Genomic DNA, 25,449 nt, shown 5'->3' on the forward strand with positions numbered 1-25,449 from the left:
TGTTCTTTCAGACGGCCTTTTATGATTTAAATCTTAGTGTTAACCGCGTTTGCGCAAGGCTTCCAAGTGCGTTTTAACCTGCTTGACTTTCTCTTCGGTAAACAGGTTGGCAATGTTTTTCCAAATGCTGTGATAACCATAAGGCCCATGTTGCATTTCGGCTTTTGCTTCTTCCACCGGCCAGCCTTGATAAATAATGCGGTACATTCCGGCAATCAAACCGGTACGGTCTGCGCCGTGATAACAATGGATAAGCACTGCGCCGTTTTGCTGTTGTTTTTCAATCAGGTATAGGATTTCCGTAATCTCTTTCGGCTTAATGCTCCATGACAGCAACGGACGGTTTAGCAAGGTCAAACCATATGCTTTCAAATGGTCGTCATCGTTGCGGTCGAAAAAGCGCAAGTTGATCACGCTTTGAATGCCCAGCTTGACGATGGCTTCACCATCTTCGGCAACAGGCTGCTCGCTGCGATAAAGCTTGTCGTCGATGCGATAAAGGTTGGCATCGTGTTTGACGGGGGGTGCCCAGCGTTCGGACCGAACGGCTTTGTTGCCGTTATCCTGCGGCGCGGACGAGCAAGCGATGGGCAAGCCGGAAGCGAGAAGACACAACAAAAGACGGCGCATAAAATTCCTGTATAAAAATCAATTGGAAATCAAAATATCATGCGATTCTATCAAAACCCGTTCGGATATTCTATCCGCGCAAACCGCGTTACAATAAAGCCTCTTTTTTCAGACGGCCTTTCATCATGACCTGCCTTGCTTGGAACACCACGCCTTCCCTTGCTACCCTTTGCCGCGCAATCGAACAACATACCGCGCCGCTTTATTTGATTGTCTGCCTGCCTGAAAACCGTATTCCCGATTTTCCGCTGTCCAATCATCCCTCCGAGCTTGAAGGCCGTCTGAACAACCGTCTTGCTCAAGCCATGAAATGTCTTCAGTTCAACAGCGTCAATGTTTTAGAAAACCTATTGCCTGATGTGCATCTCTGGCTGGTTCCGCCACACCGCGCCGACCGCTTACACGAACATTTCCATCATATCGAATGGCAAACCGAAGCCATACCCCAATCCTCCCCTGTTCCTCTGAAACCTTGGTTCAGACGGCCTGAACATCAAGCCGCGCCCGAACACGTCCTGATTATCGGCGCAGGCATTGCCGGCGCGGCAACCGCGCGTAAACTGGCTGAACACGGCGTACGCGTTACGGTTTTGGAAGCAGGCAAAGCGGCGCAGGCAGGCAGCGGCAACCGCCAAGGCTTGCTCTACGCCAAAATCTCGCCACACGATACCGAACAAACCGAGCTGCTGTTGACAGGCTACGGCTACACGCGTCGATTGTTGGAAGACTTGCTGCCCGACTCCGACGCATGGGGCGGCGACGGCGTATTGCATTTGAATTTTGACGACAGCGAACGCAAACGCAATCAGGCCTTGGGTTTGCAACACCAGCATAAACACCTTTACCGCAGCGTATCTGCCGAAGAGGCTGCGTCCATAGCAGGCATAGACGTATTTTCAGACGGCCTTTACTGGCCGCAAGGCGTATGGCTGAATCCGCCCGCCGTCGTGCATACCTTATTGAACCATCCGCTGATTGAGTTGCACGAACACTCGCCGCTGACCGCCGTATCGCATGACGGCACACAATGGACGGCACACACGCCGGACGCGCATTTCAACGCCAGCCATATTGTTTACTGTATGGGTGCACACAGCCCGACTGCCGCCGACACCAACGTCTCCGCCCTGCCTTTCCGCCAAATCCGCGGACAAACCGGCGTTGTATCCACCAGCCCGTTTTCACAAAAACTGCGTTGCGCCATTTCCGGCGAAAGCTACATCAGCCCGAGCTGGCAAGGCCGCCACTGCTACGGCGCGACATTTATCCTCAACAGCAACGATGAAACTTGGTATCCGCACGAAGAAACCGAAAACCGCGCCGCCCTGCAACAGCTCAATCCGCCATTGGCACAATCCCTGTTTGAGCAAGATTCGTTTTCAGACGGCCTTCAAGACACACAAGGCCATGCCGCCCTACGTTGCGACAGCCTCGACCACTTGCCCGTTGTCGGCGCACTCGGCGACATCGCCACCATGCAGTCCGCCTACGCCAAGCTGGCATTGGACAAGAACTACCGCCTCGACAATATCCCCTGCCCTTACCTGCCCAATGCCTACATCAATACGGCACACGGCACGCGCGGACTGGCGACAGCCCCCATCTGCGCCGCCGCCGTTGCGGCCGAAATACTCGGCTTGCCGCATCCGCTATCACAAAGGCTGAGAACCGCGCTACACCCCAACCGCGCCATCATCCGCGCAATTGTTCGACAGCAGCCGTTGTTATCCGTTTAAAAATTTCGTTTTAAATAAAAAAGGCCGTCTGAAAGTCATCAAAACTTTCAGACGGCCTTTAGCTATCCGTTAACTGCTTAGAATTTCCATTCCAGCGATACAGCGTAATTGCGGCTTGGGGCGCGGTAGCGGTCTAAACCTTTACCATTGCGGTCAACGCCGTTGGTGGTGCTGTAGCTGTACAGACCTTCCTTTCTGTTCTCATTACCTTAGAACTTGGCTTCAAGTGTAAAGTTGTAACTTCTTCCTGGTGAAGAGAATCGCTCTATACCTGCATGTGTCTTATTATCAACACGATTAACTGTACCAAATTCACGGATACTACGTAGAGATTCCCAAGTGTAATATTTTTTGTTACCGATGTTATAGGCACCGGCGCGCAGGGTGAAGTATTTGCCCAAGTTGACGTAACCAGTCAGATCGAAAAGCGTATAGGCTTTGCTGTGTTTGGCAAACGGCCACGGGTTGTTCAAATCATCACTGCTGTGAACGGTGTCGGACGGTTTTTTAGCTGCAGTGTGTGTCAGGTACGCATTGATGCCCCAGCGTTTGGAAGGAGCGTCGTAGCCCAAATTGTAAACGGCAGACCACGGGGAAAGGGCGTTAATCGGGGTTTCTTGTCCGTTGGTCTGTTTGGCTTTGCCTTTGATATAGCTGACATTGACACCGGCGTGCGTGCCTTGCGGCAAACCGATGCTGTCAAGGTTCCATGTGCCGTTAAATTCCAAACCTTTCACCCATGCGGAGGAGCGGTTTTGGTTTTGCCAAACGGGCGAGCTGACCAATGCAGTACCGTCGGAAATCGGCGCATAATTAGGGCTGTTGGGCTTGTCTGAGGATACGCCCATGTAGGTCAGCTCGATAAAGTTGCGGTAGCGGGTTTGGAAGCCGGAGAATTTAAAGTTTCCTGCTTTGCCGCTGCCGGCAAGTCCCAGCTCGAAGTTTTTGGCGGTTTCTGCCTTCAGGTTGGGGTTGGCTTTAAGGTAGAAGTCAGGATGCGGGAACAAGAGCCAGGTTTCATCCGAGGTCGGCGCGCGGAAGCCTGTACTGTATTTCGCCAGAAGATTCAAATGTGGAGTGAATTTCCAGTCTAGTCCTAAGCCGTAGCTGAAACCGCTGTGTTTACGCTCGCTGCCAAGATAGGGGATTTGACCGCGAATGGCAGGGGTATAGTTGGGGTTGTCCTTGGCTTTGCTGCTGCTCTTATCGTAACGAACCCCTGCATTGAAGCGGTATTGACTGTTGCCGCCAAATTGGAAGGTGTTGTTCCAGTAGGCAAAACGGTTTTTGGAGGAGCTTTCGACCAGCATAGTCAATTCTTGGTTGTTGGACGTTTGATATTTCGGGTCGTATAGGCGTACCCAATAGCTATGATCGCTATTGTCGTTGTCGTTTTTGGAACCACCCAATCCGTATTGCATTGCCCATACCGATTTGGAGAAGTCGATTTGTTTTTCGGCATCGGCACCAATATTGGATATTTTTTTGACGGATATTGCGGAACATATGATATACGTCGCTATTGATACCATTTTTGGCGTAATCCGTCGGCAAGTCCCAGGTCCAAGTGCTCATGTCAATGGTTTGACGGTCGTAACGCAGGTTGAGGCTGTCCCATGGTCCTTTTTCAAGTTGGTTTTTATATTCAAAACCGATGCGTTTGCGGTAGGAAATATCTTGACGGGAACGGGTATCGCCCAATGGCTCGCCTTTCCAGTTTGCTGCCCACATATTGGATAATTCGGTCGTCGTGCGGTCGGTGCGCGAGTCTTCGTAAATCCAGCCTATACGGTTTTGATCATTGAAGTTATAGCCTAGCTTGAACAGGGTGCTTATGTTTTCCCAATTTTGAGGGTCAGGTTTGCTGCGCGCTATGCCGAGGCTGCCGTAGTTGGTACTGCCGGCATTCGGGCTCCAGCTTTGTTTATCTCTGTCGGTAATTTTGGTATCGGCAGCGTCGCTGTTGTTTTTGGTTTCTTTACCGAAGCGGCGGGTGTAGACCATCAATGCGTCCAGACCCAACCAAGTTCCTGCGGCGGTAATGCTGCTGAATTTTTGGCTGTTTTTGCCGACGCTGCCGCCCTTTATCCCCAAATGGTAGGGCTTGTCTTCGGAAACATAGTCGCTTGCGGATTTGGTTTTGTAGTTGACGGCACCGCCCAATGCGCCGCTACCGGATTTGAGCGAGTCTGCGCCTTTGTTGATGGTTACTTCCGAGAAGTTTTCGGGTTCGGAAGTATTGCGGTTGGCATTGAAGTTGCCGTATGCGCCGAACAATTCTTGGAAGGCTTCGGAAGAGCGGCTTTCTGCTTGTGCCAGTCCGTCCACATTGATGGCGACGCGGTCTTTATCGACGCCGCGTATGGCAAAACCATTGGAACCGGAACGTCCGCCTTCGACGACGGAAATGCCGGGGTCGTAGCGCACCAGGTCGTGTTCGTCGTTGACCAAGAGCTTGTCTAAGGTTTTGCGGCGGATTTTTTCTTCGCCGAGTTTTTGGACTTTGCGGCCGCCGATGACTTTGACTTCATTCAAGTCCTGATAGGCTTGTGGTACGGGGTCGGCAGCGAAGGCAGGGAAAGTTTGGCTGACAATGGCTGCCAGCAGTACGGGTTTAAAATGGAAGGACATGTTTTGCCTCTTGAATATATTGATTATCTATTATTGGAATGCTTGATGTGCAGTTACTGGCTGACAGGTTCCAAGCTTGTATCTTGCGTATCGCGGTTTGATGAATTTTTCACGCCGCCGAATACGGTATCCAACGATTTATCGGCATCGAAGGTTACTTTGCCGCCTATGCTGACTTCAGATTGATCAGCGTTAAACTGACCGAAGAATTTTCCTTCAACTGTGCCGGTTTTGCCATTGGAGGTGGCAGTGCCCGAGAAATTAACGCCGCTGATGCCAACATCTTTCATCACAACATCCGGACCGTAATCCGCATTACCCAAGATCGTGCCGCCGAGTTTGTGGGTGTTGAAATTGGCTGTCAGCAGTGAAAGCTTGGGAGCAGTTTTTTCAGACAACACAGAGGATTTTTTGGGCTCGTAGGTAGAGGTAACGATATTGCCGTTGCGGACGCGAACCGCCCAAACTTCGTATGTGGTCTTGCCTTTTGCCTCTTTACTGTCTGACGGAGTGTAATAAGACGGTTTCGCCGTTCCGACGGGTTTGCCGCCGACAAACAGGTATGCTGTGCCGTCTGCATTTATCCATGCGCCGAATTTGAGGTGGTCCTGTTTGGTTGCCGGGGCATAGGTGAACTGCCCAGAACTACTGCAACAGACAAACAGCTTGCCGCCTTCAGATAAAGGCTGGCCTTCGTGGCGGGTACGCAGGGCATAAGACGGGCTGAAAGAGTCGGGGACAATCGGATCGGAATATGAGCTGATGTTGTAATAGTTGCCTGAAGGGGTTTGATAGACATATTGCTTCTCGGGATAGCTGTAGCCCCATGATGTTGTCACTTCGACTTCCGCTTCACGCAGGCTGCCGCCTTTTCCGGAAAGGGTATTGATGGTCTGTACCGCACTGTTTTCATCGCTCAGCTTAACATTGGCGATAGGTTGAGCTGTCGGAATAGCAACGGGGACTTTGGGTTCAGATGCACCTCCACCTGCACATGCAGTCAAAATAAAGGCAGTTGCAATAGGCACTATAAATACATTAATTTTCATAACCAATCTCTCTAAAATACAAGCTTCTCAGATGCAATAATGATAAGTATTACCAATAATATGAAATATTGTGTAACAAATATTTTATTTTAGCAATACCAATATTTTTTCTATCAGTAGTTAAAGTGAGTATTTATGCAAACCTCACTCTGTTAAATATATTTACGTAATTTATAATCCTATAAAAATAAATAAGTTATATTCATTTCGTAAATTTGCCGTTATAATGATAAATCTAAATAAGAATCTGTATTTTTTATACAACAATAAGATTACCTTAAGATACTTCAGGCAGTTTTATGGCAAACGCAAATCCCTTATTAGGAACTGTTTGCCCTGCAATATATACATATATTTCGGATGACTTTAAATGCTAAAAATAAAACAAAAACTTGTCTCGGCTTCTTTATGCTGCCTATTGCCGTCAGCAGCCTTTGCTGAATTTCCCGAAGGTGTTGTCCGGCTGGATGCGCCTTCTCAGGATGCTGCCGTACAAGTGCAGCAAAAACAATGGCTGGATATTTTGTCCGAAGAAGAAAGGTCGTCTGAAAAGAATGAGAATGTCGGCGAACCGACTGTGGTCGGCGATGATTTTTTAGCGGCAAACCCGCGTATTCTTGAGGACGCGCTGATTCAAGCACTCAACGGCAATAGCGCAGATCTGGTTTCCTCGCTTGTCGCCCTTTACCGCAAACAGCCCAACCACAATCCCAAACTGATTGCGCGTGCCGATGCTTTGCTGGCAAAGTTGAAAGGACGGACTTCCGAAGCGGTCGAACGTTATCGTACCCTTTATGAATCCGACGTTTCAGACGACCGCATATTGTTGGATTTGGCGGCAACAGAGTTTCAGGATTATCGTTTGGGCGAGGCGGCGGCGCATTTCCGCCATGCCGCGCAACGCGATATACCTGCCCCCGTTTTGGAGAATGTCAAACGTTTTCAAGAAGCCGTCAAACGGCAGACAGAATGGAAATGGTCTGGCGGAATCAGCCCCGTGCATAACAATAATGCCAACAACGCTGCTCCGCGTTATTGCATCGAAACAAGGGGGCAAACCGCATGCAGCGTTACTTTGCCCGTCAGTGCCAACGGCTTGAATTACGAATTGAACACCGAAAAACTCACCCCACTGTACGGGCATCACGCCGTCAAATTCCGCGCCAACCTTAGCGGAACGAGCTATTTTTTCGACCGTCAATCGGCTTACGACGATGCGTTCGGCAGGGCTTATTTGGGATGGCAGCGCAAGGATGGCAAACAAACCATCAGCGTTTTACCGTTTTATCAGGCACAGTTGGCAGGCAGCAGCGAGTTTGACAGCAAAAAAGAAAATAACCGTCGCGCCGCGCCGTATATGCTGGCACACGGGGTTGGCGTACAGCTTTCGCATATGGTCCATCTCGGCAACGCGACACAACTTTATTACTCGCTGGAACGATATCGCCAAAACTATCGGGAAACTGATCGTGCACTGCGCAACGATGGGTGGCACGACAGTGCTTATCTTTCCCTAGCGCGCCGTTTCGGCAGTACGACCCTGTTCGGCGGTTGGCAATACAACCGCTTTGTTCCTGAAAACAAAAACATACGCAATGCCGTCAACAATGCGGCCTACCACCGCAACGGTTTCAATATAGGTTGGATACAGCAATGGCAGGTTTTAGGCGGGCTTAACAGCAGACTTACCGCTTCATTTGCCAACCGTCGCTATAAAGGCATTATGGCATTCGGTACGGAGTCGCAACGCAACCGGGAGCGCTCCCTCTCTATCAGCCTTAGTCACAACAAATTATCTTATAAAGGCATTACCCCTACTTTGAATTATAGTTATAGTCACATCCGTAGCAATGCACCCTATGCAATGCGTAATACTCATCAATGGTCATTAGGTGGTGAATGGAATTTTTAAAGGAGAATCAAACGTTGACATATCGGCAACCAAAAAATGCCGTCTGAAACATTTTTCAGACGGCATAGTCCATAAATCAAATCAGTAATACAGATGATGGTTCAATTAGGATTGCTTCTGCAGGCAGGTCAACACATCAAAGTGTTGACCGATACCCTGTCCGAAGGAAACCCGAACTGTTCCCGACTGTGAAACATAGGATAAATATCAACGGGCATCTGCTTCTTTTTTGCCTGCAAATACGCCGAAGCCGTCTTTTCTATTATCTTGATTTTTATAGTCGTATCTGCCTGCCATTTCCGCGCCATCTTGACCATAAAATTTCCCGGAAATATCGCCTTGATCATTATCCGATTTCCACTTACCTTGAAATCCACTTCCATCGATACTTGCAGTAAATTCTTGCATCCCCATACCTGAAGGATCTTTGGTATCAATTTTTCCTGTTAAGGTTTTCCGTGAGAAATCAACATCTGCCGTAAATGTTCCTGCGGCTCTATACGCACTATTATTAAACCAATTATCCTTATATTTTCCAACAAAATGCAGCACCTTACCTTGATATTTAGCCATCATTCCTGTCGGCAAATTTTCTGTCGGCTTACCTTGTACAAAAAGGGTGTATGTACCGTCTTGTAATTTAGCCGCCCCATAAATCAGATGCTGATATTGCCCTTGAGAAACCATTACCTTCTCAAAATCACTATCACTCATCAAACCGGGGTGATTTTTACGTGATACTGGCTCATCAGCTTTTGTCAAATCAATAGTTTCCCCACCAATCACCAACGCCGTGATTTCTCCCGTACTGTCAAAATATTTCTCGCCAAACACGCCTGTTTTAGGTTGAGTATCGGCAGCACTTTGGGCTGGTTGGTCTTGGGGAGGATGGGTGGCCGGGTTGTCGCCATCCGCCCGTCTGGCATCACTGCCGGGCATACGGTTGTTTTCAGGCTGCGTCTCGGGTGTGCCGGCTGCCGGCGCATTATCATTATGTTCATGTCCGGTTTCTTCAGAAGAAGGAGCTGCCTTCATCTCCGGATTTTCGCTTACAGCGTTTTCTTCCGTACCATCTTGAGATTTCGCATCTTTCGGCGCATCGGTATCTTGATTGCCGCCATCCGCCCCTACGGCATCACTGCCGGGCATACGGTTGTGTTCAGGCTGCGTCTCGGGTGTGCCGGTTGCCGGCGCATTATCATTATGTTCATGTCCGGTTTCTTCAGAAGAAGGAGCTGCCTTCATCTCCGCATCTTCGCTTACAGCGTTTTCTTCCGTACCATCTTGAGATTCCGCATTTTTCGGCGCATCGGTATCTTGATTGCTGCCATCCGTCCCTCCGGCATCACTGTCGGGCATACGTTCTTTTTCAGGCTGCTTGCCGGATGTGCCGGTTGCCGGAGCATTATCATTTCTGAAACCTGTAGTTTCCTTAGTGAAAGTTACTACGTAGTTAAAGTTTTTCACATCAGTATCTTGCTCAAATACTATTTCTTCTTTTACCTTATATCCATGTTTAGCTAATTCATTTGCTTTAGCTTGAATTTTTGCTTTAACTAATTCTTTTACTTTATCTTCAGTTGTTGAATTTGTGACAGTTACTGTATTATTCTCTCCGGGATCAGCGAAAAATCCATGAATATCTGGCATTCCATCATAATTATAACTTATGTTTATTGTTCCTTCAGGTTCATTTACAGAACGTGCTACTCTTCTAGCTGTTGCTCGATATTCTCCTGCTCTTCTAAAACTTGAAGTCCCTTCTGAAGTTGAAGAAGGTGGTGTTGATTCTGTTGAAGTTTCCACATGTTGGGGCGCATCATTTTGCACTCCGCCATCAGCGCCTGCCTGCGCGGTTTCCCCTTCTCCCTGCGTATCTTTAGGCGGTATTTCTGTTTTGGATTCTCTTCCATCCCCGCCCGAAGCAGTGCCTGCCGTATCAGCACCCGTGGCAGGGCTTACCGTATCAGCGGGGGGGGGTAACTTTATTTGACGGCGTTTCTGAGGATTTGACTACAGGTGTACCCCCTCCCCCTGAAATACAGGCGGAAAGGGCGAGGATGGATGCCATTGCAAGCAGGCTCGGTTTGAAAGGAATCGTCATAATTATCTCCTATGGCATATTTTTAATGAAAAATATGATAATTATTTACATTTGATGGTTTGAAAAATGCCGCCATACGCGGCAGGAAATACGGCTCTGCTTCACAAACCGGGGCAGGGTCGTAAAATACATTAGTGCCTGTGCGGCATCATTCCTTCCGGCGCTTCGGCATCTGCTGCCAAGCCGAAAGTTTCGCGCAACACGACTTTGTAGAAGGCAAATGCTTCGCGTGCACCTTGGATGGCTTCCGCTTCGGCTTCGGGGCTTAAGCCCAATGCGTTTAGATGCTCGACAAAGGCACGCCAGTGTTTGCCGCGACCGTCCGGATGCGGAGCCAGGTGGCGTGCGCCGAATTCACCGGTGTATTCGAGTTTTTGAGCGTGTTTGAACAAAAATGCCGCGCCCAAATTAGAACCTTCGGCACAATACAGCCAGCCGATGGCTTTATTGCCGGTTTCGTATGGCAATTCTTTGTCAAATTTGTAAGGTTCTTCGCCCAAATCTTTCAAGTCTTGAGTCACGGCATCGTAACGCGCCATGTATTCAAGCTCTGGGATGGCTTTGTTTAATTCGGCATCTTTATAGATGTGGTCGACAGCCTTGTGGAAAACAGATTGAAGTTTCAAGAATTTGATGTAGTTTTCTTTGCTGGAAAAAGGTTGAACGGACATAACCAAGTTATCAACACTGTCGTGTGTTGTCGTGGTTTGCTCTTTCAAGCGTTTGGCGAAAGTCAGCTCTTGGGTCTCACTCATGATATTTCCTTCGAATAAGGGACAAATGGTTTCAGACGGCCTTTATGGTTAAAAATACCGTCTGATTTGAAAAGAATCGTTTTAAAAACAAAGAAGATAACTTTTAACCTGCTTCAGGTTTATTGACCGCGCACCTTCCACAAATCTACAAGGCTCATCGTGTTTTCAAAAAATGAGAATATATCTTATTTTTATCCTAATAGCAATAATCTTCTGAACCCTTTTCAAACTTTTCAGACGGCCCAAACCCTATTAAGCAGCCGCCATGCAATCCAATATCGACCTAAATTTGGGCTATCCTGCTGTTTTCCCTTATAATGCGACACTCTTTGCTCCTTCTTTACCCCCTGCCGAACCATGAAACGGATTCCTGCCTACCATCGCTGGTGGCGCTACAAGTCTTATCTTCCTGATGCGACGCTGCCTGCACATACGGTGGAATGCCCCGATTGCGGCTGCCGTATGGATATTCCGCACTTGCGTCAGGGGCAGGAAGCGCATTGTCCGGTGTGCAACCACGAAATCGTGGAGGTGGAAAACAATCCGTATATCGCGCCGATTGCCTATGCGCTGACAACCTTGATTCTGATGGCGTTCGCGTACAATATGGTATATATCCGCGTCGATTTGTTCGGCGTGACATCGATTTTGTCGCTGCCGCAAATGATGCGCCTTCTAATTTCGCTGGATTACGGTTTTCTGGCGGAAGTGATGTTTATCCTCACCTTCGGCGCGCCTTTACTGTTTTTGCTGCTCTGTCTTTATGTTTATACGGCTTTGATACGCGAAAAGGCCTACCCTGCGCTGCGCTTTGCAACGCGTGTATTGGTGCGGCTGCGCCATTGGATTATGGTGGATGTGTTTTTTATTTCCACTTTGGTGGCGTATATCAAGCTCTCATCCGTTGCTACAGTGGAATTCGGATCGGCGTTTTATCTGATGTTTCCGCTGTCGGTCATGCTGATTCGGACTTCGGTATCGATTCCGCAGCATTGGGTTTATTATAAGATTCACCGTTTAACCGGCGGCCATGCGGTTCAGACGGCCACCGAAGACAAAATCTGTTGCAGCCGCTGCCTGTATTTCCGCGATAAAGACGAGCAACCTTGCGGCGTATGCGGTGCGGACTTATACCGTCGCCGCCCGAAAAGCCTGAGCATTTCGCTGGCGTTTTTAGTTGCGGCGTTTATCCTGTATTTCCCTGCCAACATCCTGCCGATTATGATTTCGTCCAACCCGACGGCTTTGGAGATCAATACGATTTTCAACGGCATTGTTTATATGTGGGACGACGGCGACCGATTGATTGCTGTGATTATCTTTAGTGCCAGTATTATGGTGCCGGTTTTGAAGATTATTGCGATGGCGGTTTTGATTTATTCCGCATACTTCAAACCCGTGATGAGCGCGGACAAGATGTCGGTTTTGTATCGGATTACCGAATCCATCGGCCGCTGGTCGATGATTGATATTTTTGTGATTATTATTTTAATGAGTTCGTTCCACACCAATATGGCGCGCGTCGTGCCGGGTGGTGCGGCGATTTACTTCTGCCTGGTCGTTATTTTGACCATGCTTTCGGCCTATTATTTCGATCCCCGTCTGATTTGGGACAAGCAACAGCAGCTTTCAGACGGCCTTGATTCTGACCAGACCTTAACACAATGAAAAAACACGATTCTTCACCCAATTATCACGCCCCGGCGCGTGTCAAGAAAACCAATGTCTTCACGTCTATCGTGTGGCTGATTCCGCTGATTGCGCTGATTGCCGGCGGCTGGCTTTTGGTTAAAGACATCCGCAACCGCGGCCCTGTCGTTACGCTGTTGATGGACAGTGCCGAAGGCATCGAAGTCAACAACACCATCATCAAAGTGTTGAACGTCGATGTCGGACGCGTTACCCGCATCAAATTACGCGACGACCAAAAAGGCGTGGAAGTCACTGCACAGCTCAGCGCCGATGCCAAAGACCTTATCCGCAGCGACACCCAATTTTGGGTGGTCAAACCGCGTATCGACCAAAGCGGCGTTACCGGCTTGGGAACCTTGCTTTCCGGCTCATATATTGCATTCACACCGGGTAAAAGCCAAGAAACCAAAGATGTATTTGTCGTCCAAGACATTCCACCGATTGCCGCCATCGGTCAAAGCGGCCTGCGCCTGAATTTGATCGGCAAAAACGACCGTATCCTCAACGTCAGCAGCCCGGTTTTGTATGAAAACTTTATGGTCGGCCAAGTAGAAAGCGCGCATTTTGACCCGTCCGACCAAAGCGTGCATTACACCATCTTCATCCAAAGCCCCAACGACAAACTGATTCATTCCGCCAGCCGTTTCTGGCTGGAAAGCGGCATCAATATCGAAACCACAGGCAGCGGTGTCAAACTCGATTCCGCCCCTCTAGCTGCCCTACTATCCGGCGCGATTTCCTTTGACTCGCCTAAAACAAGTGACAGCAAAAATGTTAAAAGCGAAGACAGCTTCACGCTTTACGACAGCCGCAGCGAAGTGGCAAATCTGCCTGACGACCGTTCGCTATACTACACCGCGTTTTTCAAACAATCCGTACGCGGCCTGTCTGCCGGTTCGCCTGTCGAATACAAAGGCCTGAATATCGGTGTGGTTTCCGATGTCCCTTATTTCGACCGCAACGACAGCCTGCATTTGTTTGAAAACGGTTGGATTCCCGTACGCATCCGCATCGAACCTTCCCGTTTGGAAATCAATGCCGACGAGCAAAGTAAAGAGCATTGGAAACAACAATTTCAGACGGCCTTAAACAAAGGCCTGACTGCCACCATCTCCAGCAACAATCTGCTGACCGGCAGCAAAATGATTGAGTTGAACGATCAGCCTTCCGCCTCGCCTAAGCTGCGACCGCACACCGTTTATGCAGGCGATACCGTTATCGCGACCCAAGGCGGCGGTTTGGATGATTTGCAAGCCAAAGTGGCTGATTTGCTAGACAAATTCAACAATCTGCCATTGGATAAAACCGTTGCCGGCTTAAACGGTTCGCTTGCCGAGCTCAAGTCCACACTTAAATCTGCCAATGCCGCCCTAAGCTCCATCGACAAACTGGTCGGCAAACCGCAGACACAAAACATCCCTAACGAGTTGAACCAAACCCTGAAAGAATTGCGTCAAACCCTGCAAGGCGTATCGCCTCAATCGCCTATCTACGGCGACGTACAAAATACGCTGCAAAGTTTGGACAAAACCTTAAAAGACGTCCAACCCGTGATTAATACTTTAAAAGAAAAACCCAACGCGCTGATTTTCAACAGCAGCAGCAAAGACCCTATCCCGAAAGGAAGCCGATAATGCGCCTCTTCCCGATTGCCGCCGCCCTGACGCTTGCCGCCTGCGGTACTGCGCAAAGCACACAATATTTCGTCCTGCCCGACAGCCAGTACATCCGACCTGCGGCGCATAGCAACGAAATCGCGGTCAAAGTCAACCTTGCCGAACCGCTTGCCAACGGCGGCCTTGTTTACCAAACCGATGCCTATCATGTGAATCTGGCGAAAAACCACCTTTGGGCGGCACCGCTCGATGGCGCATTGGCGGCCAACCTCAGCAACAAGCTCAACCGCCTCAATCCGCATCGCACCTTTGTGCCTGCTTCACGCAGCCAAAGCAGCCAAACCCTGAAAGTCTATATCGAAGCCTTCCAAGGCAGCTATCAGGGGCAGACCACCATCAGCGGTTATGCACAATGGCCGGACGGACGCAGCAAACCGTTTAATGCCGTCACACCGCAACAAAGCGACGGCTATACCGCCATGCTCGAATCGTTGGAAAACGGTTTGTCACAAGTTGCCGATACGATTGTCTATTAAACCAAAAGGCCGTCTGAAAAACTTTCAGACGGCCTTTTTCATGTTTCAAACATTCATTACAATGCGCGGTCAAAATACAAAGCCACGCCGGAACGCTCGCTCATCGCCAACAAATAATCCATCAACTTTTGCGGCCATTGAATACCGCGCACAACGGTCAGGTTGCGCAAAATAGGGAACGTCAGGATATCTTCCAAACTGATTTCACCGCCCAAGCCCTCGCCTTCGCACACCAGTGCTTCCAGTTCAGCCAAATCTTGATGCAGCCGCTCCAGATATTGCGCTGTTTTGTTCAGATTAGTCTCGAAATTGCCGATACTTTTCTCTTTTTTGTCGATAAAGTATTTTTTCGCTTCATCGGTCTCAAATTCGGGCAGGTCGATTTTGACCATGCGCGGCTGTACCAATTTGTTATTGTATTCGCCCACTTTGTCCAACCAAGCCTGAACCTCGGGACGAACCTCTTCTTTCAGACGGCCTTGATCGATGTAACGGACAATATCCAAACTCTCGCCCATAAACGAACCGTCTTCTTTTTGCAAAATCGGCACTTGTTTTGAGCCAATCATGCCAATTGGCGTAGCTTCGTCATCGTTTGCCAAGACAACTTCTTCCACCGCCACATCGCGCAAGCCGAAAATCATCCGTGCACGGACGCAAAATGGACAATGGTCGTAAATATACAGTTTCATCGAAATGCTCCTTAAAATTTCAAAACAGTTAACCATAACACCCAAGGCCGTCTGAAACAAGGTTTCCTGAAACATAGTGCCACATTCGCATACAAATCTAGGGCTGTCGGCAATAAACTGTTACAATGGCAACGTTTTTATCAAAAAGAAAAAACGCACGCCATGACCACTATTCGCCAAACGCCCCAAACATCGAGTGAAACGCTGGAAGGCCTCCTCGCTTGGTTCGACGGCTATGTTGCCGCGCTGCCCGATTCCGATAAAAACCTGATTCAGACGGCCTTTGACTTAGCTAAAGAACATTATCCTGCCGATGCCCTAACGACTTACAGCGAGCCATTGCTGGAACATTTCCTCGGCTCGATGCAAATCGTCAGCGAACTCGACCTCTTGCCCGATGCCGTTGCCGCTACGATTTTGTCCGACATCGGCAAATACGTTCCCACTTGGCACGAATTGGTTTCCGAACGCTGCAACAGCACCGTCGCCGAGCTGGTCAAAGGTGTGGACGAAGTGCAGAAACTGACCCAATTCGCACGCGTGGACAGCCTTGCCACGCCGGAAGAACGCGCCAGGCAAGCCGAAATTATGCGGAAAATGCTGCTGGCGATGGTTACCGACATCCGCGTCGTCCTGATCAAACTGGCGATGCGTACGCGCACCCTCCAATTCTTAAGCAACGTTCCCGACAATCCCGAAAAACGCGCCGTCGCCAAGGAAACCCTCGACATCTTCGCCCCGCTCGCCAACCGTTTGGGCGTGTGGCAACTCAAATGGCAGCTCGAAGATTTGGGCTTCCGTCATCAAGAGCCGGAAAAATACCGCGAAATCGCCCTGCTTTTGGACGAAAAACGCACCGAACGCCTCGAATACATCGAAAACTTCCTCAATATCCTGCGTACGGAACTGAAAAAATACAATATTCATTTTGAAGTTGCCGGAAGACCGAAACACATCTACTCCATTTACAAAAAAATGGTGAAGAAAAAACTCAGCTTCGACGGCTTGTTCGACATCCGCGCCGTGCGGATTCTGGTCGATACCGTTCCCGAGTGTTACACCACGCTGGGCATCGTCCACAGCCTCTGGCAGCCCATCCCCGGCGAGTTCGACGACTATATCGCCAACCCCAAAGGCAACGGCTATAAAAGTTTGCACACCGTCATCGTCGGTCCGGAAGACAAAGGCGTGGAAGTGCAAATCCGCACCTTCGATATGCACCAATTCAACGAATTCGGTGTCGCCGCCCACTGGCGTTACAAAGAAGGCGGCAAAGGCGATTCCGCCTACGAGCAAAAAATCGCCTGGTTGCGCCAACTTTTGGACTGGCGCGAAAATATGGCGGAAAGCGGCAAGGAAGACCTCGCCGCCGCCTTCAAAACCGAGCTGTTCAACGACACGATTTACGTCCTGACCCCGCACGGCAAAGTCCTCTCCCTGCCCACGGGTGCCACCCCCATCGACTTCGCCTACGCCCTGCACAGCAGCATCGGCGACCGTTGCCGCGGTGCGAAAGTCGAAGGGCAAATCGTGCCGCTGTCCACCCCGCTCGAAAACGGACAGCGCATCGAAATCATTACCGCCAAAGAAGGGCATCCTTCCGTCAACTGGCTCTACGAAGGCTGGGTCAAATCCAGCAAGGCCATCGGCAAAATCCGCGCCTACATCCGTCAGCAAAACGCCGACACCGTGCGCGAAGAAGGCCGCGTCCAGCTCGACAAACAGCTTGTCAAACTCACGCCCAAACCCAACCTGCAAGAGCTTGCCGAAAACCTCGGCTACAAAAAACTCGACGACCTCTACACCGCCGTCGGACAAGGCGAAATTTCCAACCGTGCCATCCAGAAAGCCTGCGGCACGCTGAACGAACCGCCGCCCGTACCTGTCAGCGAAACCACCATCGTCAAACAGTCCAAAATCAAAAAAGGCGGCAAAACAGGTGTGCTCATCGATGGCGAAGACGGCTTGATGACTACGCTTGCCAAATGCTGCAAACCCGCGCCGCCCGACGACATTGTTGGCTTCGTTACCCGCGAACGCGGCATTTCCGTCCACCGCAAAACCTGCCCCTCTTTCCGCCATCTCGCCGAACAAGCGCCTGAAAAAGTGCTGGACGCAAGCTGGGCGGCATTGCAGGAAGGACAAGTATTCGCCGTCGATGTCGAAATCCGCGCCCAAGACCGCTCAGGACTTTTACGCGACGTATCCGACGCGCTTGCCCGCCACAAACTCAACGTTACCGCCGTACAAACCCAGTCCCGCGACTTGGAAGCCAGTATGAGGTTCACGCTCGAAGTCAAACAAGTCAACGACCTCCCGCGCGTCCTCGCCAGCCTCGGCGACGTCAAAGGCGTATTGAGCGTTACCCGGCTTTAAATACAAAAATGCCGTCTGAAGGTCGGATAACGCTTCAGACGGCATTTTGATTGCCGGTTTTTTATCCTGACCAACATTTTCCATCAGTTCCCATACGAACCAAAACCTTCGTAACTACAATCATTTTTTTGTGCAATATCAAATAACGTAGTTTCAATAGCTAAAATGTTTTCAAGAGAAGGGACGATATTGACGGAACAATAGCAAGTCCACATCCCTCCGAATTCATTTTGCTCAATACTGATTTGAACATCCTGCCGATAAGAAATGATTTGACTTTCTATTGATTGCAGATTCTTTTGAGAACCCTCTATAAAAAACTCTATTATCATAGGTTTTGCCAAATCAAATCCTAGTTCTTGATATTGTTTCAGTACATCTGAAGTAGATTTTTCGTCAATTATCATTTAATAGCAACTCATCAAACCATACATCTTCATAACCGTTTTCCCCAATTAAAAAACGGTAACCGGGCGGAAGTGTCAAAAAGGGGATGATTTCGGGTCGCCATATTTGCAAATGGAACGTATGCAGGGGCAGGAAAAAATTTTTATCATGGGAGAAGTTTTCACCGGTCCAGATATACCAACCGTTAGTATCACCTTTGGGACGGTGCCTTAACCCGTTAATCGGATACAGGTTTGCCTGTTTGACATTTTCAGCAACACCGATTTTTGAAACATCGGAAACAGGATATATTTCTGTATTATATTTTTTACAAATTATTATTTGTTCATTTTTTATTCCCATTACTCAGTTTCCTTTTCTGTTCTTTTGAATATTGGCTTAATCTCCCTCCTTGTTTTACAGAACAAGTCGGACATTACGCTTGTACCGATTCAATTGCCACGGTTTCATCTTGCTTCGTCTTTGGCAAGGATACGGGCAATAATTTTTCATCCGTCTGCCGTTTTGACTAAAGCACCGACGTATAAGGGACGGAGATAGGATTTTTGAAGAACTCAGCTCCCAGTATCCTGTTCCATTCATCAGAATGCCGTCTGAAAAGCCCAAACTTGTTTCAGACGGCATCGGATTGCCGAATTTTCATCCGGCCTGTCAGACAGTACTCGCACGATTTATATCTAAATAATCAATACCCGCTTCATCGAATTTCGTTTCCAATTCTTCTATCAAATGAGTATCTAGAAAAAGCCTCTCTTGATGAGTAATCGGCAATAACCAGAAAAATCGGACATTATCCATATATTCCAACTCTTGCCCATAAGGATAAGGCAGAGAAATCAGAAAATGCCAGAAGGATGATTGTCCAACCCGCGGTCTGCCGATATTGACAATTTTCCCTAATTGAAATCGATCGGGATAATGCATACTTGCCGATGCCAGCATTGCCAAGGTCTCAATATGTTCGGGCGTTTCAAACGGGCTGACGATAAAAAACTCCTGCCCTAAAAATGGACCTATTCCAGAGCTGACATAAACCCAGGGCTCATCTTCATGATTAGGAATCACTTGGAAAACTTGGAAATCGGGAAGTTCTTCAACAACCCTTCCTAAAGTCCAAGTAAATCCTTTAATATCATGATGTTTCCAAAATTTTTGCAAGTGAGATAAAACAGTTTGGTTATAGTCCATGCTTTTTAGCCTGTTTTCAAAGGTCGCCTGAAGAAGGTATTTACCAAACAAACGGTTTCCTATTCATATCCGAAAGGTTGCCAACTTCATTATCCAACAAGAACTGCTCAAAAGCATTCCAACCTTTCTTTTCTACCAATTCGGCTTCCTGTTTATACAACGGGACAAGCAAAGGGAAAACGATATTGTAGTGTTCGCCATAACAGACCTGAAAATCATCGTCGAAATAAAATGGGGCGGAAACATACAGTGCATCCATTTTGCTACCTTCGATAATTACCCTGGGTAATTGAATAATTTCACCTCTTAAAATAGGTTGTCTATTGTCAATCAAATATTCAGCCACTCCTGATAGAAAAGCTGCAATATTTTCTTTATTCCATTCTTCAGAACAGGTAAAAATTAATTCAAACCTACTCTTATAGTTCAAGTCATATCGATTCAAGCCTAAAGTAGAAAAAGTAGTTACCCCTTTATATGGTTGTGATGGGAAGACGGAAACGCTGAGATGATAACGTCGATCCAAGCATTTTATACCGCTTTCGATTTCACCCAAATAATGCTCTAAATGTTCAACTACAATCACTTTTCTTAAACCTTTCATCCCTATTCCGGCAAGGCATAGGCTGTTTTGGGCTCCAATACCGACTTTTTTATTGACGGAAATGCCGTCTGAAAAATAAAGCGGCATCTTGATTTTGCCGTCTAAGGACTTTGCATCCATTCCTCTTTGCTGATTCCAAATTCAAACTCCGCCTGCTCAAATGCCGAATCTAATGTGTCATGATAAGTATCCGTTTGTTCTTGACCGGTTTCATCCAAATAAAACAAATAAAATCCCGGGTCATTTTCATATTGAACAATACTTAAAGCAACAGGTTTGGGAAGTATCCCCATCGGGGTACGATGAATCGTTCTAATAGGAAAATCTTTATTTTCATCTAAGATGACTTTGAATAATTCTTTTACACTCATCATTCTTCAATCCCGAATAATTGTTACCGCACTATTTTCTATTACACGCCCATTAGGTTTGTCATATGATTCAAAATGACCGTGATGCGTAGATGAATTTGTTTCATGATAACCATATCGTACCTGCCGCATTCCATCTTGTGATACATATCGACTATTTGGATATGACTGATAGTTTTTCCCTAGCCATTTCTCAGCCGAATTTAAAAAAGCAGATTCAGATACAGTTCCTGCATGGTATTCGGGAGCTCTTTTGGGAGGACAAGAATTATGAACCCAAACCCCTTCCGTTTCCGCCTGATTACCCTTGACGAAGTAGGTATGCCAGTCGGCAACGGTCAAATTGTAGGCTTTGAGCGGTTTTGGTTTGACAACGGTGTTGCGGACGGTTTGGGTTCTGCCGCTTTCGGAATGCAGCCTGCTTCCCGCTTTCAAATCTTCCGCTTTAATCCATTTTCCGTCTGAATAAAACGGGTGGATTTTATTGGAAATCAGGGTTTGGCTGTTGCCGATGCCGTCTGAAACTTTAATGTAAACGGTTTCCTGATACGGATTGCCGTATCGGGCGGTAACGTGTTTGTATCCCATCGCCCCGCTTGCCTCGTCCTTGGCAAAGACGCGGTCGCCGACTCGGATATGGGCAATGGCTTTGTAACCGTCTGCCGTTTTAACCAAGGTGCTGCCGTGGAAGGAGCAGGTGTAGGATTTTTAAAGAACTTAGATCTCAATATCCTGTTTTAAATGAAGGAAAAGCCATCTGAAAATTAAAAGCAGTTTCAGACGACTTTTTAATTGTTGAACTTTTCAATTAAATCATTATTGTGATTGGTTTGTTTTTTATAATAAATTTAGAAATTATATCTTGAATTATAGAAATATTTTTAGAGATATGCTCAATAGGGTAGACTTCTCCCAAAATTTCCATTGTATTTCCACTATAATTTTCTGTTTTAAGATTTTTTACTTCAATATCTCCATCTTCTAAAATTGTTTGAATTATTGGTAAATAATATCCTTTTTCAAAATAGATAGTTAATTCAGTATTGCCAAATTCAGGCTCAGGAATAATTCTGAAAACAAGGACTCCGGCTTTTTTTTCAAAATTTGATACAGAAAAAAAGTTATTTATTTCTTTAATGTTAGGATTTTCTAAAATAGGGATTTGGATTCGTTCTCCATTATCTGTAATAAAAAATCCACCAAAAACAATTGTTGATGTTTTCATTTTCTCTCCTTAATTGATTTCATACCAGGCGTCCAATAGTAAGTTTTATTTTTTCCTGTTACATCATCTGTCGCATTAACGGTCAGTGATTTCAGTCCAGAAGCTTGAGCAGCAGCTGCAATATCTCCTTTACAATAACCACAAACATCTTTTCCTGAAACTGTCATTGTCATAGATCCCCCTTTCGTTTTACCTGCATTATAGGCCTGCTGGATAACATCAATTTCAGCATGTGAATTAGCAACGGTTGCATTCGGACGAGGTTTACCGTCGGCTTGGATTTTTGCATTAACTCGTTGGGCTATTAATGTAGGTGAATCAGGCGATCCAATTTTTGCACTTTGATTAACATCTCTAAAAGTCTTTCCATTAATCGTTCCTTTGGCAATTACTTTTGGTTTGACAGTAGAAAAGTTTTTATAACCAATCGAAAAATCTCCACTAACCGCAGCCTTCCCTGCTTTTTCCGCCTTTGCCAGCTTCGCGACTTTGGCTGCGGCGGCAACGTTGAAGACGGCTTCGACGGTTTCGGCGGCATTGGGGTTTTCCTGTATCCACCGGTCAACGGCTTCGCGCGTATTTTTTTCAAAGCCCGCCACACCGCCCAAGCCGCCGATGGCGGTCAGTCTGCATCGCTTTCGGCAAACAACCTGCTTCCCGCTTTCAAATCTTCCGCTAATCCATTTTCCGTCCGAATAAAACGGATGGATGCGGTTGGAAATCAGGGTTTGGCTGTTGCCGATGCCGTCTGAAAGCCGAATACCGCTTCAGACGGCATTTTGACTGTTTAAAGCGGGGGCAGTTTTACAAATGGAAAGAAATGCTGAAACTTCTGATAAATTTCAGGATATTTCTCTAAGGCTTTTAATGCTTTTTCTTTTGAAACGGGAGGATCATAGACATCTATACCCCTTAAGAAGGCAATGCCCGTCAAGGCATTTTTTTGATCATTTGAAATGTAACCATAATTAACTACTCCAATCACATCATAAATTTTCCCTATACTCTTCTCAAAATTAATCAAATCAAAAACATACAATGGAATTTTATCAATAGGAGTGTCTCTAATAACTATATCCAACCATAATTTAAATTCAGAAAGATTAATAGCATCATAGAATATACAGACTATTGCAAATCCTAAATCTTCACAATTTTCTTTACTAATTTTCCACATAATTATCTTCCTTTGCCGTCAAACCTTCTTTTAGTTACCTGCTTTGTATCAAAAAATGCCGTCTGAAAGCCGAATATCGTTTCAGACGGCATTTTGACTGTTTAAAGCGGAGGCAGTTCTACAAATGGGAAGAAATGCTGAAACCTCTGATAAATTTCAGGATGTTTTTCTAAGGTTTTTAATGCTTTTTTTTTTGAAATGGGAGGGTCATAGACATCTACCCCCCTTAAGAAGGCAATGCCGGTTAATGCGTCATCTTGATCTTTAGATAAGTCTGAATTCGGAACAAAATCCAAAATATTATAAATATCTCCTACTCCTTCAAGATCAATTAAATCAAAAATATAAAAAGGTATATTATCAATAGGCATATCTAAGACAACCTTATCCAACCATAATTTAAATTCTTGCAAATTAATTGCTGCCGATAATAAGCAATATGTTGCAAAACTTAAATCTTGACCTTGCTCTTTCGTAATTTTCCACATAATTATCTTCCTTTGCCGTCAAACCTTCTTTTAGTTACCTGCTTTGTATCAAAAAATACCGTCTGAAAGCCGAATATCGTTTCAGACGACCTTATTACCGCTCTAAAGCGGGGGCAGTTCTACAAACGGGAAAAAATGCTGAAACTTCTGATAAATTTCAGGATATTTCTCTAAGGCTTTTAATGCTTTTTCTTTTGAAACGGGAGGGTCATAGACATCTATACCCCTTAAGAAGGCAATGCCCGTCAAGGCATTTTTCTTCGATTTCGGCAGGCTGGAACTCGAAACAAAACCTACAATATTGTCAATGTCTCCAATTCCCCCATCGAAATCCGCCAAGTCAAAAATATAAAAAGGGATGTCCTCGATGGGCATATCTCGTATTACTTGTTCAATCCATAATTTGAATTCATTTAAATCAATAGATTGAGAGAATAAGCATTTAATTGCAAATCCTAAATCATTACTATCCTCTTTTATGATTTTCCACATAATTATCTTCCTTTGCCGTCAAACACTCTTTTGGTTACCTGCTTTGTATCAAAAAATGCCGTCTGAAAGCCGAATATCGTTTCAGACGGCATTTTGACTGTTTAAAGCGGGGGTAGTTCTACAAATGGAAAGAAATGCTGAAATTTCTGATAAATTTCAGGATATTTCTCTAAGGCTTTTAATGCTTTTTCTTTTGAAACGGGAGGGTCATAGACATCTATACCCCTTAAGAAGGCAATGCCCGTCAAGGCATTTTTCTTCGATTTCGGCAGGCTGGAACTCGAAACAAAACCTACAATATTGTCAATGTCTCCAATTCCCCCATCGAAATCCGCCAAGTCAAAAATATAAAAAGGGATGTCCTCGATGGGCATATCTCGTATTACTTGTTCAATCCATAATTTGAATTCATTTAAATCAATAGATTGAGAGAATAAGCATTTAATTGCAAATCCTAAATCACCACTATCCTCTTTTATGATTTTCCACATAATTATCTTCCTTTATTCATTGCTTCCCAACCAATATGACCAGTATCATGGTGCAATTTTTCAGCAAGCGTAAATTGGGTCAAGACCCAACAATACGTTTGGATTGACAGAAAGGTCGTCTGAAAAATCGATTACAGTTTCAGACGACCTTTTGTTGTTGAGTTTTCAACCCAACCTATGCTTGCCATTAATGTTATTCATCGTAGTAAGGTTCTGTTGAATAATTGTCTTTGCCTCCAGCAATGATAGTAACAACTTTCCCTTTTGCTTCCCATGCTTGTACTCCTATTTCATCAAACTCATAGACATATGTCGGATAAGATTCATTTGATAAATAATATTCATCAATACCGTATGATTTAGGGTGATGGAAAAGTTGTTTAAAATCTTCAAAATTTAGACCTATTAAATTAACGCCCATAAAATATAGCTCCTGATAACAAAATATCGAAATAATTTTGTTTTTTTTGACGGCAATGAGTAAATTTGAGTCGGGAGATTCATAATATTCTGTTCTAAACTTATCAGGAGGTTCATACATAAAAGTTTCCAGTATGTTTTTGTACTGTGTTATATCCGCACCAAAACGGAATATTCCTACAGAAGTAAAAGGTACAAATTCGGGAGTTTTAACGACCGCGTCGACCATGCTCTTCTCCTTTTGCTTTTCGATTGGCATTTTTTGTAATATTTCTGATTTTTCGCTCAATCTTTAAGCGTTCATTTTTGGACATTCCGGGAATAATTTTATTTTCTAATTCAGCAATTCGTGATTCCGCTGATATTTGACTTCGACCGCCATCTCCATGTTTTTCATTCTTGGAGCTTCCTGTTCTTTTTGGCGGACACGCATTATGAACCCAAACCCCTTCCGTTTCCGCCTTATCGCCTTTGACAAAGTAAGTATGCCAGTCGGCAACGGTCAGATTGTAGGCTTTGAGCGGTTTTGGTTTGACAACGATGTTGCGGACGGTTTGGGTTCTGCCGCTTTCGGATAACAGCCTGATTCCCGCTTTTAAATCTTCCGCCTTAATCCATTTGCCGTCCGAATAAAACGGGTGGATGCGGTTGGAAATCAGGGTTTGGCTGTTACCGATGCCGTCTGAAACTTTAATGTAAACGGTTTCCCGATACGGATTGCCGTATCGGGCGGTAACGGGTTTGTATCCCGTTTTTCCGCTTGCTTCATCTTTGGCAAAGACGTACTCCCCAGTTTGGATATGTGCGATGGCTTTGTAGCCGTCCGCCGTTTTGACCAAAGTGCTGCCGTGGAAGG

The 25,449-nt window shown here is 46.4% G+C and carries 25 protein-coding genes and 3 pseudogenes; 7 read left to right on the forward strand and 21 right to left on the reverse strand.

The window, feature by feature from the left end; translation table 11 throughout:
- Window positions 1-39: 39 nt before the first annotated feature.
- A complete protein-coding gene (locus tag FAH67_RS06305) occupies window positions 40-630 on the reverse strand; it encodes a tyrosine-protein phosphatase (protein WP_039863815.1) in 591 nt (196 codons plus the stop codon).
- A 125-nt stretch (window positions 631-755) separates the two neighbouring features.
- Here FAH67_RS06305 and mnmC1 point away from each other — a divergent pair, with 125 nt between their 5' ends.
- Window positions 756-2,366 carry an FAD-dependent 5-carboxymethylaminomethyl-2-thiouridine(34) oxidoreductase MnmC1 gene (gene mnmC1 / locus FAH67_RS06310; RefSeq protein ID WP_039863813.1) on the forward strand — a complete coding sequence of 537 codons (1,611 nt, stop codon included), beginning with the start codon at window positions 756-758 and terminating at the stop codon, window positions 2,364-2,366.
- Between the two features lie 209 nt (window positions 2,367-2,575).
- On the opposite strand, the pseudogene FAH67_RS06315 reads toward mnmC1, so the two are convergent.
- Both FAH67_RS06315 and FAH67_RS06320 read right to left on the reverse strand, forming a co-directional pair.
- A pseudogene (locus tag FAH67_RS06315) lies at window positions 2,576-4,997 on the reverse strand (TonB-dependent hemoglobin/transferrin/lactoferrin family receptor).
- A gap of 53 nt (window positions 4,998-5,050) precedes the next feature.
- Window positions 5,051-6,046, reverse strand: coding sequence for a Slam-dependent surface lipoprotein (locus FAH67_RS06320; protein ID WP_004464510.1), 996 nt, complete (start codon window positions 6,044-6,046; stop codon window positions 5,051-5,053).
- A gap of 370 nt (window positions 6,047-6,416) precedes the next feature.
- Here FAH67_RS06320 and FAH67_RS06325 point away from each other — a divergent pair, with 370 nt between their 5' ends.
- On the forward strand, window positions 6,417-7,958 hold the full coding sequence (locus tag FAH67_RS06325; protein WP_115287613.1) for a surface lipoprotein assembly modifier: 1,542 nt from the start codon (window positions 6,417-6,419) through the stop codon (window positions 7,956-7,958).
- Window positions 7,959-8,165: 207 nt separating this feature from the next.
- Here the strand turns inward: FAH67_RS06325 and FAH67_RS11540 are convergent, their stop codons facing one another.
- On the reverse strand, window positions 8,166-9,764 hold the full coding sequence (locus FAH67_RS11540) for a transferrin-binding protein-like solute binding protein (protein WP_341869328.1): 1,599 nt from the start codon (window positions 9,762-9,764) through the stop codon (window positions 8,166-8,168).
- Between FAH67_RS11540 and FAH67_RS11545 the strand changes: the two genes are divergently transcribed.
- On the forward strand, window positions 9,765-9,941 hold the full coding sequence (locus tag FAH67_RS11545; RefSeq protein WP_157749797.1) for a hypothetical protein: 177 nt from the start codon (window positions 9,765-9,767) through the stop codon (window positions 9,939-9,941). It begins immediately after the preceding gene.
- A 252-nt stretch (window positions 9,942-10,193) separates the two neighbouring features.
- On the opposite strand, the gene FAH67_RS06335 is transcribed toward FAH67_RS11545, so the two are convergent.
- A complete protein-coding gene (locus FAH67_RS06335; protein ID WP_003680234.1) occupies window positions 10,194-10,817 on the reverse strand; it encodes a biliverdin-producing heme oxygenase in 624 nt (207 codons plus the stop codon).
- A 357-nt stretch (window positions 10,818-11,174) separates the two neighbouring features.
- On the opposite strand from FAH67_RS06335, the gene FAH67_RS06340 reads away from it, so the two are divergent.
- The 3 genes from FAH67_RS06340 to FAH67_RS06350 are packed head-to-tail and all read left to right on the forward strand — an operon-like array spanning window position 11,175 to window position 14,661.
- A complete protein-coding gene (locus FAH67_RS06340) occupies window positions 11,175-12,485 on the forward strand; it encodes a paraquat-inducible protein A (RefSeq protein WP_081451154.1) in 1,311 nt (436 codons plus the stop codon).
- Window positions 12,482-14,143: an intermembrane transport protein PqiB gene (gene pqiB, locus FAH67_RS06345; protein WP_003680236.1), complete on the forward strand. Its 1,662-nt coding sequence runs from the start codon at window positions 12,482-12,484 to the stop codon at window positions 14,141-14,143. Before FAH67_RS06340 ends, pqiB begins: the two co-directional genes overlap by 4 nt.
- A complete protein-coding gene (locus tag FAH67_RS06350) occupies window positions 14,143-14,661 on the forward strand; it encodes a PqiC family protein (RefSeq protein ID WP_003680238.1) in 519 nt (172 codons plus the stop codon). Before pqiB ends, FAH67_RS06350 begins: the two co-directional genes overlap by 1 nt.
- Before the next feature lie 56 nt (window positions 14,662-14,717).
- Here the strand turns inward: FAH67_RS06350 and FAH67_RS06355 are convergent, their stop codons facing one another.
- Window positions 14,718-15,428, reverse strand: coding sequence for a GrxB family glutaredoxin (locus tag FAH67_RS06355; protein ID WP_003680240.1), 711 nt, complete (start codon window positions 15,426-15,428; stop codon window positions 14,718-14,720).
- An 87-nt stretch (window positions 15,429-15,515) separates the two neighbouring features.
- Between FAH67_RS06355 and FAH67_RS06360 the strand changes: the two genes are divergently transcribed.
- Window positions 15,516-17,729, forward strand: coding sequence for a RelA/SpoT family protein (locus FAH67_RS06360; RefSeq protein ID WP_112890829.1), 2,214 nt, complete (start codon window positions 15,516-15,518; stop codon window positions 17,727-17,729).
- Between the two features lie 83 nt (window positions 17,730-17,812).
- Here the strand turns inward: FAH67_RS06360 and FAH67_RS06365 are convergent, their stop codons facing one another.
- From FAH67_RS06365 to FAH67_RS06435, 15 genes and pseudogenes are all read right to left on the reverse strand, one after another.
- Window positions 17,813-18,136, reverse strand: a complete 324-nt coding sequence (locus FAH67_RS06365) for a ribonuclease E inhibitor RraB (protein WP_003680244.1) — start codon at window positions 18,134-18,136, stop codon at window positions 17,813-17,815.
- Window positions 18,126-18,479 (reverse strand): immunity protein Imm33 domain-containing protein, encoded by a 354-nt coding sequence (locus tag FAH67_RS06370; RefSeq protein WP_003680246.1) that lies wholly within the window; start codon window positions 18,477-18,479, stop codon window positions 18,126-18,128. Before FAH67_RS06370 ends, FAH67_RS06365 begins: the two co-directional genes overlap by 11 nt.
- Before the next feature lie 309 nt (window positions 18,480-18,788).
- Window positions 18,789-19,325, reverse strand: coding sequence for a suppressor of fused domain protein (locus FAH67_RS06375; RefSeq protein WP_039863800.1), 537 nt, complete (start codon window positions 19,323-19,325; stop codon window positions 18,789-18,791).
- A gap of 40 nt (window positions 19,326-19,365) precedes the next feature.
- A complete protein-coding gene (locus FAH67_RS06380; RefSeq protein ID WP_039863801.1) occupies window positions 19,366-19,911 on the reverse strand; it encodes a suppressor of fused domain protein in 546 nt (181 codons plus the stop codon).
- 119 nt (window positions 19,912-20,030) lie between these two features.
- Window positions 20,031-20,303, reverse strand: coding sequence for a hypothetical protein (locus tag FAH67_RS06385; RefSeq protein ID WP_002221302.1), 273 nt, complete (start codon window positions 20,301-20,303; stop codon window positions 20,031-20,033).
- Window positions 20,304-20,306: 3 nt separating this feature from the next.
- Window positions 20,307-20,975, reverse strand: coding sequence for an HINT domain-containing protein (locus FAH67_RS06390; RefSeq protein WP_003680253.1), 669 nt, complete (start codon window positions 20,973-20,975; stop codon window positions 20,307-20,309).
- A 133-nt stretch (window positions 20,976-21,108) separates the two neighbouring features.
- A complete protein-coding gene (locus FAH67_RS06395) occupies window positions 21,109-21,525 on the reverse strand; it encodes a DUF6911 family protein (protein ID WP_002218360.1) in 417 nt (138 codons plus the stop codon).
- Window positions 21,522-22,154: pseudogene (locus FAH67_RS06400) on the reverse strand (MafB family polymorphic toxin); the annotation flags it as partial. The gene FAH67_RS06395 and the pseudogene FAH67_RS06400, both read right to left, overlap by 4 nt.
- A 72-nt stretch (window positions 22,155-22,226) precedes the next feature.
- Window positions 22,227-22,286, reverse strand: a pseudogene (locus tag FAH67_RS12320) (polymorphic toxin-type HINT domain-containing protein); the annotation flags it as partial.
- Window positions 22,287-22,312: 26 nt separating this feature from the next.
- Entirely contained in the window at window positions 22,313-22,702 is a 390-nt protein-coding gene (locus FAH67_RS06410; RefSeq protein WP_003680255.1) for a hypothetical protein, read from the reverse strand.
- Between the two features lie 101 nt (window positions 22,703-22,803).
- Window positions 22,804-23,190 (reverse strand): hypothetical protein, encoded by a 387-nt coding sequence (locus FAH67_RS06415; RefSeq protein WP_112890830.1) that lies wholly within the window; start codon window positions 23,188-23,190, stop codon window positions 22,804-22,806.
- Between the two features lie 102 nt (window positions 23,191-23,292).
- Entirely contained in the window at window positions 23,293-23,682 is a 390-nt protein-coding gene (locus FAH67_RS06420; protein ID WP_112890831.1) for a hypothetical protein, read from the reverse strand.
- Between the two features lie 101 nt (window positions 23,683-23,783).
- Complete coding sequence (locus FAH67_RS06425; RefSeq protein WP_003680257.1) at window positions 23,784-24,173, reverse strand: hypothetical protein; 390 nt, start codon at window positions 24,171-24,173, stop codon at window positions 23,784-23,786.
- A gap of 193 nt (window positions 24,174-24,366) precedes the next feature.
- On the reverse strand, window positions 24,367-24,822 hold the full coding sequence (locus FAH67_RS06430) for a hypothetical protein (RefSeq protein ID WP_003680258.1): 456 nt from the start codon (window positions 24,820-24,822) through the stop codon (window positions 24,367-24,369).
- Window positions 24,803-25,432 (reverse strand): HINT domain-containing protein, encoded by a 630-nt coding sequence (locus tag FAH67_RS06435; RefSeq protein ID WP_003680259.1) that lies wholly within the window; start codon window positions 25,430-25,432, stop codon window positions 24,803-24,805. Before FAH67_RS06435 ends, FAH67_RS06430 begins: the two co-directional genes overlap by 20 nt.
- Window positions 25,433-25,449 lie beyond the last annotated feature (17 nt).

This window comes from Neisseria flavescens (assembly GCF_005221285.1).
Classification (GTDB): domain Bacteria; phylum Pseudomonadota; class Gammaproteobacteria; order Burkholderiales; family Neisseriaceae; genus Neisseria; species Neisseria flavescens.